This is a genomic window from Empedobacter sp. ULE_I140 (assembly GCF_053482575.1).
This window is the reverse complement of the sequence record NZ_JBQMTX010000001.1, coordinates 2,031,196-2,047,409: the sequence shown is the minus strand read 5'-3', so window position 1 is coordinate 2,047,409 and position 16,214 is coordinate 2,031,196. Positions and strand designations below refer to the sequence as shown.

At 29.2% G+C, this 16,214-nt stretch carries 17 protein-coding genes and 1 pseudogene; 8 read left to right on the top strand and 10 right to left on the bottom strand.

The window, feature by feature from the left end; genetic code table 11:
• Positions 1-5: 5 nt before the first annotated feature.
• Positions 6-881, bottom strand: coding sequence for a hypothetical protein (locus ACTS9J_RS09765; protein ID WP_286496299.1), 876 nt, complete (start codon positions 879-881; stop codon positions 6-8).
• 178 nt (positions 882-1,059) lie between these two features.
• On the opposite strand from ACTS9J_RS09765, the gene pepE reads away from it, so the two are divergent.
• The 3 genes from pepE to ACTS9J_RS09750 are packed head-to-tail and all read left to right on the top strand — an operon-like array spanning position 1,060 to position 2,615.
• Complete coding sequence (gene pepE, locus ACTS9J_RS09760; RefSeq protein ID WP_286496298.1) at positions 1,060-1,782, top strand: dipeptidase PepE; 723 nt, start codon at positions 1,060-1,062, stop codon at positions 1,780-1,782.
• 43 nt (positions 1,783-1,825) lie between these two features.
• Positions 1,826-2,146, top strand: coding sequence for a hypothetical protein (locus tag ACTS9J_RS09755; protein WP_125349335.1), 321 nt, complete (start codon positions 1,826-1,828; stop codon positions 2,144-2,146).
• Positions 2,136-2,615 carry a S41 family peptidase gene (locus ACTS9J_RS09750; RefSeq protein WP_448353170.1) on the top strand — a complete coding sequence of 160 codons (480 nt, stop codon included), beginning with the start codon at positions 2,136-2,138 and terminating at the stop codon, positions 2,613-2,615. Before ACTS9J_RS09755 ends, ACTS9J_RS09750 begins: the two co-directional genes overlap by 11 nt.
• Positions 2,616-2,635: 20 nt before the next feature.
• On the opposite strand, the pseudogene ACTS9J_RS09745 reads toward ACTS9J_RS09750, so the two are convergent.
• A pseudogene (locus ACTS9J_RS09745) lies at positions 2,636-3,993 on the bottom strand (IS3 family transposase).
• A gap of 35 nt (positions 3,994-4,028) precedes the next feature.
• Here ACTS9J_RS09745 and ACTS9J_RS09740 point away from each other — a divergent pair.
• Complete coding sequence (locus ACTS9J_RS09740) at positions 4,029-4,343, top strand: S41 family peptidase (protein WP_448353469.1); 315 nt, start codon at positions 4,029-4,031, stop codon at positions 4,341-4,343.
• Positions 4,344-4,461: 118 nt separating this feature from the next.
• Positions 4,462-5,862, top strand: a complete 1,401-nt coding sequence (lpdA, locus tag ACTS9J_RS09735) for a dihydrolipoyl dehydrogenase (protein WP_115000751.1) — start codon at positions 4,462-4,464, stop codon at positions 5,860-5,862.
• A gap of 196 nt (positions 5,863-6,058) precedes the next feature.
• Here the strand turns inward: lpdA and ACTS9J_RS09730 are convergent, their stop codons facing one another.
• Entirely contained in the window at positions 6,059-6,802 is a 744-nt protein-coding gene (locus tag ACTS9J_RS09730; protein ID WP_416410980.1) for a hypothetical protein, read from the bottom strand.
• 71 nt (positions 6,803-6,873) lie between these two features.
• On the opposite strand from ACTS9J_RS09730, the gene ACTS9J_RS09725 reads away from it, so the two are divergent.
• Both ACTS9J_RS09725 and ACTS9J_RS09720 read left to right on the top strand, forming a co-directional pair.
• Positions 6,874-7,572, top strand: coding sequence for a pseudouridine synthase (locus tag ACTS9J_RS09725; RefSeq protein ID WP_038331486.1), 699 nt, complete (start codon positions 6,874-6,876; stop codon positions 7,570-7,572).
• Positions 7,573-7,686: 114 nt separating this feature from the next.
• The gene (locus ACTS9J_RS09720) at positions 7,687-8,280 is read left to right on the top strand and encodes a hypothetical protein (protein ID WP_038331490.1); all 594 of its coding nucleotides are present in this window, start codon (positions 7,687-7,689) and stop codon (positions 8,278-8,280) included.
• Positions 8,281-8,311: 31 nt separating this feature from the next.
• On the opposite strand, the gene ACTS9J_RS09715 is transcribed toward ACTS9J_RS09720, so the two are convergent.
• From ACTS9J_RS09715 to ACTS9J_RS09695, 5 genes are all read right to left on the bottom strand, one after another.
• Entirely contained in the window at positions 8,312-9,448 is a 1,137-nt protein-coding gene (locus ACTS9J_RS09715) for a DUF6438 domain-containing protein (RefSeq protein WP_448353169.1), read from the bottom strand.
• Positions 9,449-9,523: 75 nt separating this feature from the next.
• On the bottom strand, positions 9,524-10,231 hold the full coding sequence (locus ACTS9J_RS09710; protein WP_221855878.1) for a ZIP family metal transporter: 708 nt from the start codon (positions 10,229-10,231) through the stop codon (positions 9,524-9,526).
• Positions 10,228-10,974 carry a class I SAM-dependent methyltransferase gene (locus ACTS9J_RS09705; RefSeq protein WP_038331749.1) on the bottom strand — a complete coding sequence of 249 codons (747 nt, stop codon included), beginning with the start codon at positions 10,972-10,974 and terminating at the stop codon, positions 10,228-10,230. Before ACTS9J_RS09705 ends, ACTS9J_RS09710 begins: the two co-directional genes overlap by 4 nt.
• The gene (locus tag ACTS9J_RS09700; RefSeq protein WP_221855881.1) at positions 10,965-11,342 is read right to left on the bottom strand and encodes a Fur family transcriptional regulator; all 378 of its coding nucleotides are present in this window, start codon (positions 11,340-11,342) and stop codon (positions 10,965-10,967) included. The genes ACTS9J_RS09705 and ACTS9J_RS09700 overlap by 10 nt, the downstream gene beginning before the upstream one ends.
• 165 nt (positions 11,343-11,507) lie before the next feature.
• Positions 11,508-13,289 (bottom strand): aminopeptidase P family protein, encoded by a 1,782-nt coding sequence (locus ACTS9J_RS09695; RefSeq protein WP_221855883.1) that lies wholly within the window; start codon positions 13,287-13,289, stop codon positions 11,508-11,510.
• Between the two features lie 278 nt (positions 13,290-13,567).
• Here ACTS9J_RS09695 and ACTS9J_RS09690 point away from each other — a divergent pair, with 278 nt between their 5' ends.
• On the top strand, positions 13,568-14,773 hold the full coding sequence (locus ACTS9J_RS09690) for an IS256 family transposase (RefSeq protein ID WP_219035089.1): 1,206 nt from the start codon (positions 13,568-13,570) through the stop codon (positions 14,771-14,773).
• Here ACTS9J_RS09690 and ACTS9J_RS09685 read toward each other — a convergent pair.
• Together ACTS9J_RS09685 and ACTS9J_RS09680 are read right to left on the bottom strand one after the other, a co-directional pair.
• Positions 14,745-15,281: a hypothetical protein gene (locus ACTS9J_RS09685; protein ID WP_448353168.1), complete on the bottom strand. Its 537-nt coding sequence runs from the start codon at positions 15,279-15,281 to the stop codon at positions 14,745-14,747. The two genes, ACTS9J_RS09690 and ACTS9J_RS09685, sit on opposite strands and share 29 nt — an antisense overlap.
• A gap of 456 nt (positions 15,282-15,737) precedes the next feature.
• On the bottom strand, positions 15,738-16,145 hold the full coding sequence (locus ACTS9J_RS09680; protein ID WP_416410982.1) for a hypothetical protein: 408 nt from the start codon (positions 16,143-16,145) through the stop codon (positions 15,738-15,740).
• Between the last annotated feature and the right edge of the window lie 69 nt (positions 16,146-16,214).

Here is a 16,214-nt window from a genome sequence, read left to right as displayed (position 1 = left end):
TTATTTTATTTATTCATAATAGAATCTATTTTCAACGTTAACTTATCAGCACCTTTTGCATTTAGATGATCTGAATTTTTGAAATCTTTTTTATTGAAATCTTTATTATTAATAAAATAATCGATGAAAACGACATTATCGTATTTCGATAAGCGATTAATATTATTTTTTAAGTTGAAATATTGAGGTGTATTTATGACATAATTTTTATATAAATTGGTTGTAGGAGTAGCCAATAGAACAATTTTTATATCATTTGATTTTGCTTGTTTTATAATTTGTTCTAAATCATAAAAATGTGTTTTTATAATACGTTGTACTTGATTTGAATTTAAATTTGCACGATGTCTTTCAAACGTTTTTTTAGCGTAAATACTATCATTCCAACTTGGTTCGTATCGCTTTTTTATATAACCATTAATATCTATTGTTAAATTATTTTTATCCTGAATCCAATAATCTTTTATTCGATTATAATTAACATCAATAGGTTCTGAAAAAATTTCGTAATTAAGATTAAAGTCGTTATTATTTATATCAATTTTCCAATAAATTGAATAATATTTTAATTTCTTTTGATTAAAATTATTCAATTGTTTTGTAAACGAAAAATACGAAATGGGAATAATAATGGTTTTTAAATTGGGTAAATATTTTCGATTTTGTTCAAAAATTTTATAATCTAAATCTAGTGATTGAGCAGAATGTGCAGCATTAAAAGTTTTATTGGTAAATAATTTTGGATTGAGCCCTGTAAAAGTATGTGAACTTCCAAGAATCAAAGTTTCTATTTGTTTTCCATTTTCTTTTAAATAATCTGCTTTGTATTTGTAATCGTTGGGAATTTTTCGAAGTGTTTGTTCTATTCCAATTATTATCATAATGACAACTATGAATAAAGGTATTATGAAGCGTACTATTTTTTTCATGCAGATTTAAAAATCTTGAAATTCTATTTTTTTAGAATTGCACAAAAGTAATCTAATTCGGTATAATTTTTTGTCAATTTTTTACCTACTTTCTTATTTTAAACTTACTTTTGAGTTAAAATTCAATAACATGATAAACCCAAATGATAGACTATTAGTGATAAGTACGAGTACTATTCACGGCTATAGTTTTTTAGAATATATAAAAGATGAAATCAAAGAATTTATTCAATCTGATGAAATTATTTTTGTTCCTTATGCGCGACCTTCGGGAATTTCGTACGATGAATATACGCAAAATGTAAAAGATGCTTTGCAAACGGTTGGGGTTTCTGTAAAAGGTTTGCATACTTTCGAGAATAAAAAAGAAGCAATTTTGCATGCGAAAGCGATTTTTATTGGAGGAGGAAATACATTTTTATTGCTAAAAACGTTGTATGAAATTGGTTTGGTAGAAGAGTTGAGAAGTGCTGTACATAACGGAACACCATATATTGGTACAAGTGCTGGAAGTAATTTGACAGGTTTAACAATTGGTACAACAAATGATATGCCGATTGTTTATCCGCCAAGTTTTGATGCGTTACAATTTTTACCTTTTAATATTAATCCGCATTATTTGGATCCTGATCCAAATTCTACACATAAAGGTGAAACAAGAGAAACTCGTATCAATGAATTTCACAAGTTTAATCATCAAGTTGTCGTTGGATTGAGAGAAGGAAGTTGGCTTCGTGTAGAAAATGGAGTAGTGGAATTGAAAGGAAAATTATCGGCCCGAATTTTTAGACAGAGCGAACAACCAATTGAAATTGAATCCGGTATTTTAGAGGAAAAAGTTTATAGTATTTAAAAATCATTTATCTTTAAATTTCATAATATGAATTTAGAGAACAATGAGGATAAATAAATTTTCTTTTATTTTTTTGATCCTTTTTACATTTGGTTGTAAAGAAAAGATCGTTAGTGAATCATCAGTTTCAGAGATTCCATCTGATTATGAAGAATTATTTTCTGTCATGAAAAAAGGCTTTATCGATAGAGATAAAATTGATTGGGAGAATTTGGAGAAAAAAGTAATCGAGAAAACTAAAATATCGAAAGATTCGGCGATTGTAGAGGCAATTACTTTATTAGGAAATAATCATACACATTATCTTACGAAAGATAAAGTGTTATTAACAGGTCGTTTTCCGAAAGCAAAAGTTGAAAGATAAAGTGTTATTAACAGGTCGTTTTCCGAAAGCAAAAGTTGATAGCGCTTGTTTGTTAAAAGTAGAAGATAATAATAAGTTAACTAAAATTCCTGACGTTGCGTATATTAGGATTAAGCGTCATGGGTACAATAAAACAATAAGTGATAAAGACTATATTTTCAATAATCTGAAAATTATTTCTGAACAAGCAAATTCTAATTATTGGATTATCGATTTGAGAGATAATACGGGAGGTTCTAATTGGGTAATGATAACATCTTTATTACCATTTTTTGAAGATAATGTATTAGGATATTCTAAAATTAATAATGATGATATTCCTTGGTCAAAAAAAGATGGATATTTTTTTAATGGAGTTAATAATTTATCAAAAGGATATATTAATTATCCGATAATAAATACAATTCATCCAAGGAAAATTTATGTTTTGATTGTACGTTGTCAAAATGATTTGGACACCTCTTTCTAAAAATTAAGAGAGTGTTTGGTTTATAAATTTATTATTTTTTCTTGAAAATACAACTGCCTTCTTTTTGCAATTGTTTGTTGTTTAATAATTGCTCTTTGTTCCAAAATTTTATCTGCTCTACCAAAATAAACATCCGAAGGTGTAAGGTTGTTCAAAGCCTCATGATACCTAGAATTGTTATAATTTTCTACAAACTTATTTAGAGCTTCTTTCAGCTCATCAGGATGATAATAATGATCTAATTTCACTACATTTTTCATTGTTCTATGATACCTTTCGATTTTCCCTTGTGTTTGCGGGTGTAGTGGTTTACCTCTAACATGCTCCATTTTTTGCGTATTTTTCAAGTAATCTTTTAATTCACTTGACACATAACAAGGGCCATTATCTGATAATAATTTTGGTTTCTGTTTTGTCTTTAATTGTGCTTTTTCAATAGCTGTTTTAACGGTTCTTTTTACATCTTCTGCTTTCATCGAACTACATAATTCCCAATGAATAATATATCGGCTGTAATCGTCTAAAATCGTGCTTAAATAATACCATCCCCATCCTATAATTTTAAAATAAGTAAAATCAGTCTGCCACATTTGATGAACAAAATTCGTTTTATCTTTAAATTCGTTTGCGGCTGAAATTAAAATATGATTGGGTGCTGGAATTAAATCTCTCTGCTTTAATATCCGATAAACACTCGATTCTGAGATATAAATCCCTAATTCATCGGTCATTTTAAAAGCCAGTTCTCTAGCAGATAATTCAGGATAATCCAACGCTAATTCTACAATTAAATCCTTTTGAGAATCGGGAATGCTGTTCCATTTTCGATGGGTTGAATAATTTTTTGATTCTAAACCTTCAAATCCATTCTCTAGAAAATTTGAATACCATTTATAGAAAGTACTTCGTGCAATTCCAAATTCCGCTAAAGTTCGTTTAACTCCAATTTCAGAACGAGTTACAATCTGTATAATTTCGTGTTTTTCACTTGCTGATAATCGCATATATTTCTTGAATTTTGTCTTTAATCCAACGAATCCAAGGTTTTTTTTACGATATCATAGCGAACAACTAAATCAGCTACAATCTCTTTTAAACGCTGATTCTCTTTGCGTAAATCACTTACATCATCACTTGTTGCTTCTCGTGTAATATCTCCAGATAATCGTTTTTTACCAGCTTCTAAAAATTCTTTATTCCACTTATAAAATTGAGATTGTGAAATAGCATATTTGCGGCAAAGTTCAGCTACTGAAATCTCAGCACGTAAGGCTTCCATCACAATTAAAATCTTTTGTTCCGCTGTAAATATTCGTCTTGTGTTTTGACGAATATCTTTTACAAATTTTTCAGGAGTTTTCTTTTTTGAATTTGCCATAATTAAAGTTAATGATTTTTAAAACACTACCTTAAATTTTAGGTCTTAGATGTCCACTTTTTGCTGACGATTTACATGTTTTGATTAATCATAGGACAAGTAGTGCGGGCGAAGCTACATTAATTACGTTAAAATCACTTTCGAATGTGAAAGTTCTAGGTAAGAAAACGATGGGAGCAGCTACTATGAATACGAATACAAAATTGTCTAATGGCGATATGCTTAATTTAACAGCTGGATATATGATGGATGCTAAAAAGAACATTTATCCATATGGAATTGAGCCAGATTATGAATTGTGCACAGAAGATGAAATTTTAAACTTTATCAAATCAGATATTAAAGAATAGCTTATTTTTCCCAATTTCCTAACAAAATTCATTACAATTTTATAACGAAAATCTATTCGATATTGGTTATATTTGTAGAGTTTAAATTAATTATAATAATAAATCAAAATAAAACTATATGAGTTCTTATGATGTAGCCGTAATTGGTGCTGGACCTGGAGGATATGTTGCAGCTATTCGCGCAGCGCAATTAGGATTTAAAACAGCAATTATCGAGAAAGAAAGTTTAGGAGGTACATGTCTTAATGTAGGATGTATTCCATCAAAAGCTTTATTAGATTCTTCTCACCACTATTACGATGCTGTAAATCACTTTAAAGAGCACGGAATCGAAATCGATGCTCCAAAAGTAAACTTCACTCAAATGATTGCTCGAAAAGCAGGTGTTGTAGATACTAACGTAGCTGGTATCAAATACTTGATGAGTAAAAATAACATTGATGTGTTAGAAGGTACTGGTGCTTTTAAAGATGCAACTCATATTGTAGTTACAGCTAAAGACGGTTCTACTCAAGAAATTGAAGCTAAAAATACAATTATTGCAACTGGATCAGTTTCATCTGAATTACCATTTGCACCAACAGATAAAACTCGTATCATCACTTCTACAGAAGCATTAGCTTTATCTGAAGTTCCAAAACACTTAATCGTTATCGGTGGTGGTGTTATCGGATTAGAGTTAGGATCTGTTTACTTACGTTTGGGTTCTCAAGTAACTGTTGTAGAATATGCAGACCGTGTTATTCCAGGAATGGATGGTGCTTTGTCTAAAGAGTTGACAAAAGTATTGAAAAAACAAGGAATGAAATTCCACACTTCAACTGGTGTAACTTCTGTTGTAAATAACGGAAATGATGTTACATTAAAAGCAACTTCTAAAAAAGGAGAAGAAATCGAAATTAACGGAGATTACGCTTTAGTAGCTGTTGGTCGTCGTGCTTTCACAGGATCTTTAGGTTTAGAAAACGTAGGAGTAGAGGTTGACGAAAGAGGTCGTATCAAAACAAACGATCACTTACAAACTAATGTTTCTAACATTTATGCGATTGGTGACGTTGTTGCTGGTGCAATGTTAGCACATAAAGCAGAAGAAGAAGGTGTTTTAGTTGCTGAGCAATTAGCAGGTCAAAAACCTCATATCAACTATAACTTAATTCCTGGTGTTGTTTATACTTGGCCAGAAGTTGCAGGAGTTGGTAAAACAGAAGAGCAATTAAAAGAAGAAGGAGTAGAGTACAAAGTTGGTTCTTTCCCTTTCAAAGCTTTAGGACGTGCTCGTGCATCTATGGATACAGACGGTTTTGCTAAAATTTTAGCTGATAAAAACACAGACGAAATCTTAGGAATGCATATTATTGGTGCTCGTGCTGCTGATTTAATTGCAGAAGGAGTTGTAGCAATGGAATTCCGTGCATCTGCAGAAGATTTAACAAGAATGTCTCATGCTCACCCAACATTCTCAGAAGCGATCAAAGAAGCTGCTTTAGCTGCTACAGACAATCGTCCAATTCACGCTTAATCAAATAGATTTAAGATAAATTCCTAAAAAGCTGTTCGTAAGAGCAGCTTTTTTTATAATTTTAAACTTTATAAACATCAAGAATGGAAAATATCACGACTTTATTCAAAGAAAATTGGGACACAATATTAATTACTGTTATATCAGTGATAACATTTTATTTTGTATTTAAATCGAAAGAACGAAAGAGAAGAAATTAATTTTCCTTAAAGTAAACTGGGTTTGGGTAAAGAAATTCATAATTAAATTCATCTTGTATTTTTTGACTTGAAATTATTTTTCCTTCACGACTTATAGAGGAAATAATTTTCTTATTTAATTGATATTCTAACACTTCTTCTTTAGTAGGATGTTCTGGTGAAACGATATTATAAATTGATGAATTTTTATTTGAATTAATCATTTTTTCGATCACTTGACAAACATCTAGATAATGTATATGATTGACCATTTGAGATAGATTAGAATGTTCTAAAGTTAAATATTTAGAAAGAAATCTATCGTTTCCCATTAGTCCGCCTAAACGTAAAATGATTAATTGATTATATTTTTCTTTTAATTGATTTTCAATTGAATAATAAGGATTATTTAAATGAATAGTTTCAATTGGATTTTCAAAAATAATTTCATTATTTTCAGAATAAATTGCTGTTGAACTAAGCAGAATAAGTTGATTATTATAATCTCCTAAAAAGTCAATTAAATGCTGAAATCTTTTCTGTAAATCGTCTAAATTATTTCTTCTTCCAAATGGAATTGTCACAATAACAAAATCATGATTGTGTTTAATTTTTTCAGATTTGTAATGATCAAAATCGATTGAAAAACAATTTTCTGCATCCGAAATACGTTTCGTAGTTTCAATCAAAAATTGCTTTTCTAAATACTTTTCTAATCTTGATCCCAACCAACCTTTTCCAATAATCAATCCTTTTTTCATTCAATTTTATTAAGCAATAAATATAATACTGTTCTATTTTCTAACCGAAAATAACTTTCTATTTTTGCCAAATGTTAGAAATTCTTTATCAAGACGAATATATTATTGCCATTAACAAACCAAGTGGATTGTTGGTTCATAAATCTTTTTATGCGCGTGATGCGTCTGTTTTTGCGGTTCAGGAATTACGCAATCAAATTGGTGGACAACATGTTTATCCCATTCATCGTTTGGATCGTAAAACGTCAGGAGTTTTGCTTTTTGCTTTAGATAAAGAAAGTTTAAAAATTATGAATGATCGTTTTGCAACACGCGAAGTTGAGAAAAAATATTTGGCTATTTTGCGTGGTTGGTCGCCAGAAGAAATGACGATAGACTATGATTTGACGAATGATGATGGTGTAAAGCAAAATGCAATTACCTATTTTCATCGTTTACAAACGGCAGAAATTGATTTAGAATATAACAATCATCCGACTTCACGTTATTGTTTGGTAGAAGCAATTCCCGAAACTGGTCGTATGCATCAGTTGCGTAAGCATTTTCGTCATATTTTTCATCCAATTTTGGGAAGTCGTCCGCATGGATGTAACAAGCAAAATAAATTGTGGTTAGAGAATTTTGGATTGAAAGGAATGATGCTTCACGCGCATGAACTAGTGTTTAATCATCCAATTACAAATGAACAACTTGTTTTGAATGCAAAGGTAAATGAAGAATTTTCTAAAGTTGGAGATATTCTTGGGTTAGATTTAGAAAAATATAAATAATCTTAATTAATATTTCTCAATTTATCATTTATATTAAATTTATAATTCAGAACGTTAAATAATTGAAATTGAGAATAATGTTTCATAAATTAGTAGAACCAAATATTCTTGCTTATGAAACATTATTTTTACTCATTTTTTACTTTATTTCTTTTATTTAATTGTTCAGAAAATAAACCTGAAATTAAAAAGCTCACTCAACAAGAATTAACAGAAACAACAGAATTTAAAGAAGCTTCACCCGAAAAAAAACAATTATTTTCTGAACTTACAGCTTTTCAGAAAGATTTACAAAGTAAGCAAGCTCAGAAAATTCCAGATTATTTGGATTGTCCAAAACGTATCGAAGAATTAGATTTGAATACTAAAAATACAGCGATTCGTACTGATGTTGAGGCAAATTCATTTCGATTATCGACAAATTTAGTTACAGATAATTTTGATTTGATTTACAATGAATTAGATTTGAATATTATTAATGAAGCAATAAAATCTATTCCAGAAACGGATTTATTGGCAAATGATAATGTATCGACAAATGTAAAAATTGGTGAATGCGATTATCATACTTCAATTTTGATGAAAAACAAAGAAGTCGAATTTAATATTAAATCTTCGACACCAAAAAATGAATGTAAAAAAGATCAAAAATGGAAATTTGTTTCGAATGGAGAAATTCTTGTTTTAGATCATCGAAAAATGTTATAATTAAAAAAAAGTTCAAATTTTGAACTTTTTTTTAATTTGTATAATAGTTATTATTCTCTAAAAAATTATAACCCAAATCATAATATTGTATTGGTTCATTTTTAAACTTTATTTGAAAGCGTTGATGATCCGTTTCCAATGATACTAAACTTTTTGGGTTAAAATATTTGTGCTCAGAATTCCAATAATAATTAGGTCTAAAATTGTTTATTTTTATAGTTTTAGATGTAAATTTAAATGGATTTGTTTGATGTTTCATCAATTCTGTCCATAAATAGAACATCTGATAATTACTAAAATCTTCTCCATTTTCTGTTTTATAAAAATAAAGAGGGTTTTGAATTGAAAAATAATTTTGAGATTGATACGGTTTTTTATCTTCCAAATAATAATCCATCAATCGTAAAATATCTAATAATTGTTTAACTTTCGGTGGTCCATCATTTAAATAGAATGAAATTTTCTTGATTACTTTTTCGTCTTTTACAAAGACTAATTCTTCGTAATTACCATCTGTTGCAAGCCTTTCATATTTATTTGGTAAATTCTTAATATCAATCTGATTTAATATTTTTTTAAAGTAATTAAAATATTCCTTATTAATTTTGCCTTTGTAAAGACCTTCTATATTTGTAAATTTTTCACCATCATATATAAAAGTCCCATCAGCCTCTATTCGATAATTATAAATAGGACAAGTTCCATAACAACCACTACTTGTAACGATTATTGCATCAAATTTGTTTTGATAAACTTGTTGTGCTTTTTCTTTAACAAGCATAAAGTTTTCGAAGTAAATAGTATCATTTGTAAATTTCTTTATTTTACCATACTCGATATCTTGTTTTGTTAGTGTATTGTACCAATAAATAATGGAATCTTTAATAATGAATTTTGTCTTATAACCTAAATAATTATTTTTTTTTGTTTTTTTATTATAATTGTGAAATTGATTAGCGTCAAACAATGTATCATTTTGAAAAGTGTATAAAACATTAGGTTTGAAAAAAAAATCAGGAGGAGGTAAATCTTCATCTATCATAGTTTCTTCAGGATAATATTCTTTTATCCAATTTCCTTGTAAAGCATTATTAGCTTTACCATCAAAGGAATTGTGACAACTTGTGATAATTATTAATAGTAGAATATATTGGCTTAATTTATTCATTTTAAACTTTATTTAAATAAATATAGTGATTATTAAAAATAAAAAAAGCAACTTTTAATAAGTTGCTTTTATATATTAATGAGAATGTACATGCATTGAAACGGTTAAATAAGCGAGAATAAAACCGACTAAAATAGAACCAAACTTCTTCAAATTAAATTTATGTCCTTCATTACTTTCAAATAAGATTACTGTAGAAATGTGTAAAAATATTCCCGAAACAATTGCACTCATTTCCAAAGAATAATTAGAAATAATGGTATGTTTTCCTAAGAAATACCCCATTGGAGCAGCTAAAGCAAACAAGGTCATAAACAAAAAACGCTTTGCGTTAGATTCTGTATGTTGACATAATGCGCTAAACAAAATCATTGAAACTGGAATATTATGAACAAAAATTGCCCACATAAAATTGTGAGATTCTGCATTTGCAACAGGAATTCCTTCGATAATCGAGTGTAAAAATAATCCGCCAAAAATTCCGAAAGGAAATTGCTCTTTTTTGTGTAAATGAATATGTCCGTGTTCAACGCCTTTACTGATCGTTTCTAAAATATATTGTACAACAACACCTAATAAAACAAACAATCCAATAGAATGATGGCTATGATTTTCGGATGGATGTCCATAGACTTGTGGCAAAATTTCTAAAACGGTCATCGCCAAAAAATACGCACCACTAAAGGTTAGTAGCAGTTTTGAGTTGTGTTTATTTTTGAGTAATATTCGAGAAAATAAAACTCCTATTAACACACTTGAAATTAAGATTAAACTTTCTTTCATTTGTTTAAAACTAAAATTAAGCGGTCAGAAGTTTGTTCATCAAAAGCATCAAGATTATAATTTCCAAATACTTTATCTAAAATAAAACCTTCCGTTTCGTATATTTTTTTGAAATCGTTGAAATAAATTAAACGAACAAACTCTTCAAAATGAAATATTTCGCCTTTATCTGTGAAATCAATTTCTTTTTTGATAAAACCATTTTCGACAGATTTTGTGATTTTGAATAAAATTCCATCAATCAGCTTTTCCTCATAAGGAATCATTGTCGAAACTACTTTTTCTGCATTCAGATAATCTAAAACAAAGATTCCATGTGATTTTATTTGTTGTTTTACAGCTTCAAAAACTTTAAAATTATCTTCATAATTTTCAAAATAACCAAAACTTGTAAAAAGATTGAAAACCGCGTCAAATTCGTTTGGATGATAAACTTCGCGCATATCATGTTTTTCAAATTTTAAATATTCATTTTCAAATTGTTTAGCGTACTTGATACTTTCTTCAGATAAATCGATTCCCAAAACATCAAAACCTAATTTATTTAATGTAATAGCATGTCGTCCCTTTCCACAAGCTAAATCTAACACTTTTGCGTACTGTGGAAGTTGTAAATATTTCGTGATTTTTTGAATAAAATCTTCCGCTTCTGTTAAGCTTCTGTTCTTGTATAAAATATGATAATATGGCGAGTTAAACCATTTTACAAACCATTGTAAATCCATTGTTGTTATTATTGGCAATTTGAGCAAGTTCCTGTGATGACGCAATTGCAATCTTGCATCGAAAATCCTTCGGGTAAATTAATTTTTATTTCTTCTTTCAAACAAATAAGTTGATTACAAGTTGTGCAACGAAAATGAAAATGATCGTGGTGGTGGTGTGTATGTTCACAACAGGTTTTGCACATCGCAAAATAATTTACGCCGTCATCTCCCACAACTTTATGCATCATTCCGTCTTCGCAAAAATTATTCAGAATACGATAAATCGTTGCTCTGTCCATTTTTCCTTGCAATTGTGTTTCAATTTGTTCCTGATTTAATGCAGTCGTACACGAATTGAACAAATCAATAACCGCTTGTTTGGTTGGTGTATTTCGTCTTTTCATTTCTTAATGCAAATATGTTGCAATAATACAAATTTTATGGGAAATAAAAAATCCTATTCACTTTCGAATAGGATTTTTTTGTCTAGCTGAATTTATTTTCAGTTTCTTATTTTTTTATGTCTGATTCTGAAACGAATTTAGAATGACTTTTTGTTGAAATTAAATTTACTTAGAAATAGCCTCACATTTTTCTTTTAACCAAGTTGTTTCTTTCTCATCTAAGAATGGAGAAATTTTCTCGAAAACAAATTGATGATAATTATTCAACCATGCAATTTCTTCGTTTGTCATTAAATTAACATCAATCAAATTTTTCTCAATTGGGAAAACTGTAATAATCTCAAACTTCAAGAAATCACCAAATTGAGTTGACATCGCTGGTTGAACAATCATTAAATTCTCTATTCTAATTCCGTATTCACCATCGCGATACAAACCTGGCTCGTTAGAAAGTACCATTCCAGCTTTAAGTGGCGTTAAATTTTCTTCTAAACGAATACTTTGCGGCCCTTCGTGCACACATAAGAAATGACCAACACCGTGTCCAGTTCCGTGTCCGTAATTGAAACCGTTTTCCCAAAGCGCTTTACGCGACAAAACATCTAACAAAGAACCACGAGAATTAATAGGAAAAATAGCTTGCGATAAACCAATATTTCCTTTAAGAACTAAGGTATAATCTGTTTTTTGTTGTGTCGTTGGTTCTCCTAACATCAATGTACGCGTAATGTCTGTTGTTCCTTCCAAAAACTGAGCTCCAGAATCAATTAGCAACATTTCTTTTCGTCCTAATGTATAAGCAGTTTCAGGTGAAGCAGAGTAGTGGTTCATTGCACCGTGATCAGCGTATCCACAGATTGTTCCGAAACTTACACCTTTACAATTTTCCTGTTGTAAACGGAAAAATTTCAATTGCTCATCAACTGTAACTTCATTAATGTTATTTTCGATATTTTCTTCTAACCACATGAAAAATTTCGTCAATGCAACACCATCTTTTACCATTGCATTTCTGAAGCCTTCTTGTTCGATTTCGTTTTTAACAGATTTTAGATTTGTTACTGGAGAAGCAACTAAATTAATTATTGAAGAAGTAGAAATGGCTTCATATAACGATTGATTGATTCGATTTCCGTCTACCAAAACATGTGATTTTTCGTTCTGATTTTTTAAATAATCATAAATCGCTAAATAAGGTTGAATTGTGATCCCTTCATTAGCTAAAGCGGCTTTTGTTTCGGCAGTTACTTTCGCTTCATCTATAAATAAATACGCATTTTCCGTATCTACAGCAGCATACGAAATTGTCAATGGATTATAGTTAACATCATTTCCACGAATGTTAAATAACCAAGCAATTTCGTCCAAAGAATTCATAATGTAAACATTTGTATTTGCTTTTTTCATTTCATTTCGTACTTCCGAAATTTTTTCTGAAGCAGATTTTCCAGCAAATTTTACATCATAAATATAGAATGGATTCTCTGGTAAAGCAGGACGATCTTGCCATGCTAAATCAATTAAATCAATATTTTTAACTGAAAGTTGATTGAATGAAAATTCATTAAAATTTTCTACAAAAGCATTGTGCGCAAACATTTGCGGATTAAGTCCTACAACTTCTCCTTCTTTTAGCTGAGAAATAATCCATTCGTTGATAGAAGGTGTTTCTGGCATTTTCATTTTCATCAACTCAAAAGTCGTGTCTTTTAATTGATCTTCTGCCTGAATAAAATATCTCGAATCTGTCCAAACAGCTGCTTTTTCTAACGTAACAACTGCAGTTCCAGCCGAGCCATTAAAACCTGAAATCCAAGTACGTTCTTTCCAACGATTTGGTAAATATTCGCTTCCATGAGGATCTGTTCCAGGAATTATTGTTGCGCTAATCCCATTTTGTTTCATAACTTCTCTCAAAGCTGAAAGACGATCTGTGATTTTTTCCATTTTATATCGAATTCTAAAAAGTTAAATTTTGATAGTCGAAAGGTACGAAGACTGGAAGGGAAGAAAAATAAAATTTTTAATTTAAGTTTAATCTCTTTTAATTTGATATGACGTATTTGGAAGTTTGTCAAGAACAGATAATTGTTTTGAATATTTTTCTAACTCAATTATTATATTTTCATTTTCGGCAATATCCAAAAAACTGTGTAAACATAAATTAAGGTGGGTTTAGTAACTCACCTTATTTATTTTATTAAATTTATAAAACACAGTTTATTATGAAAAAATCTGTAGCCCAATTCATCCAAGATCAAGGTCATTTAGAAGGGATCAAAACCCAAGAAGATCTAAGTAAATTATTAAAAGAATTGCATTCTGATTTATTAGAAGCCATGCTACAAGGCGAACTTGAAGCCCATTTAGGTTACTCAAAAAATGAGAAAAGTGACAATTCCAATGCACGTAATGGCACAACTTCAAAACGTTTAAAAAGCGAATATGGGGAATCTACAATAGAGGTTCCTCGAGATCGAGAAGGAAGTTTTGATCCAATTATTGTCCCAAAACATCAATCCAAATCAGTTTCTGTTGAAAATATGGTTATTTCGTTATACGCTAAAGGTCTAAGTGTTTCGGATATTGAGCAGGAACTTTACGAATTATACGGCTATAAACTCTCTACATCAGCAATATCCATCATTACTGATAAAGTAAATAGTCAAGTTTTGGATTGGCAAAATCGTCCTCTAGAATCTATTTATTGCATTGTTTGGATGGATGGCATTGTGTTTAAAGTTCGTCAAGGCGGAAAAGTAATCAATAAAACGATTTATCTAGCTGTTGGTTTAAACCGTGAAGGTCACAAAGAAATCCTTGGAATGTGGCTTGGAGAGAACGAATCTGCTGCTTTTTGGCAAGGTGTGATGACGGATTTAAAAGCGCGTGGCGTAGAAGATATTTTGGTTACAGTAACTGATAATTTAAACGGATTTACACAATCTATAACCAATATTTTCCCTCAAGCGAACACACAAATTTGCGTGGTTCACCAGATTAGAAACTCTGCTCGATACGTAGTCTGGAAGGATAAAAAAGAATTTACCTCAGACATGAAACTCATTTACAATGCGCCAAACAGAGAGATGGCTGCTTTAGAATTAGATCGTTTTGCAGAAAAATGGATTCAAAAATATCCCTACGCAATGCAATCTTGGAGAAATAATTGGGACGAATTAACTGTATTTTTTGACTTTCCTATTGAAATCAGAAAAATTATTTACACCACCAACCTTATCGAAAATTTGAATGGAAAAGTCCGAAAATATACCAAAAATAAACTAGTATTCCCAACAGATGACGCGCTCAAAAAGTCAGTTTATCTATCGTTAATGCAAATCTCAAAAAAATGGACACAACCAATTCATAATTGGGGAATAATTTTAAATCAATTTTTAACTATATTTGAAAAAAGGGTTCAACTATAAAAAAGTCAAACCCACCTGAAATATATTTACACAAAATTTTGGACAGTGTCTCATTTTCTAAGAAAAGAATATTATTTTTATTCGAAACTAAAAATTTATTATTCATAAATTCAATACTATTTACAGAATTTTTTTTAATAGAATATAGAGTTTTTTGCTTATAAGTTTCAGGATTTTTATTATTCTCAAATCCGTAAACTTCTAAATAGAATGAAGATTTTGGTATAGGTCTATCTTTCTTTTTCAAATGTAATGGTTCTTCATAAAATTCATTATCTATAATTCTATATTCAATATTTTTTAAATCTATATCAAACTTAAAAATTGTGATCGTTTTATTAATAAAGTTATCTAATTTAAAATCTTTTCTAAATTTATATTTTGATTCTCTATTAAAAGTAATGGAAATGATCTTATAATTACCTTTAATTAGAGAATCTAAACTTCTATTAATTTTAGCAGATTCTTGTCTTTTTATTTCTTCTTCTTGTTCTTTTAGTTTTAGCACTTCTCTTTCTTTTTCAGCGGCAACTTTTAATTCAAATGCTCTTATTAGATTGTAATCATATTTAGAGTGAATAAAATAACCTTTTATTAGATCATTTTCTATTATACCATAATTATTTAACTCTTCTAAATCTCTGTATGTATCTTCAGCATCATATACCCAACCTTCTAAGCTTTTTTCTTGAATATCAAAACCTTTTAATTTAGAATTTTCAATAATTGACTTATCGTTAGAATATTCATTACCAAATTGTATAGCTTCAGAAGTTATATCTTTATTGTTATTATCAAAATTAGTAACAACACCGTTTGAATTTATATCAAGAAATAAATCTCCAGCACCAAATGGGAATCTATATTTACCAACTATCTGTCCTTTATTATTAAAATATATAATAACAGGATGCTTATTGTCTTTCTTGTAAGTAAGAGTGCCTATTTGTACATTATTTTTAAATTATTCAGAAATTTCTTGACTATTTACATTTTCTAATTTTCCATTAAAGAACGTTTGAATTGTAGTTTTAGAATACCATTTTCCATTTCTTTTTCCTTTATTGTAAGATTTTATTATTTTGGTTGTTATAAGATTATAATAATTTTTATAGATAATATTTTTTTCAGTTTCATTCCAAGTCCAAATTCCATCTTTAAGCCCATCTATATAATTTCCTTTTACAATAGTAGAAGGATTTGTTTTCGTAAAAGAATATTGACCATGTTTCACTTTAATTAAATCTTTGTTTTCATAATAAGAATATTGTAAATTTTCTATTCCATTTGAATTTTTAAAAGTTTGAATTTTTTGCGAATAAGAAAAAGTAGAAATAAGAATAAATAAAATAAAATTTATGTTTTTTATCATAATAAAGGTTTTTCACAAAAATAAATATAAAAGTTAAAGACTTATTACGTGAAACCATAATAGAATAAC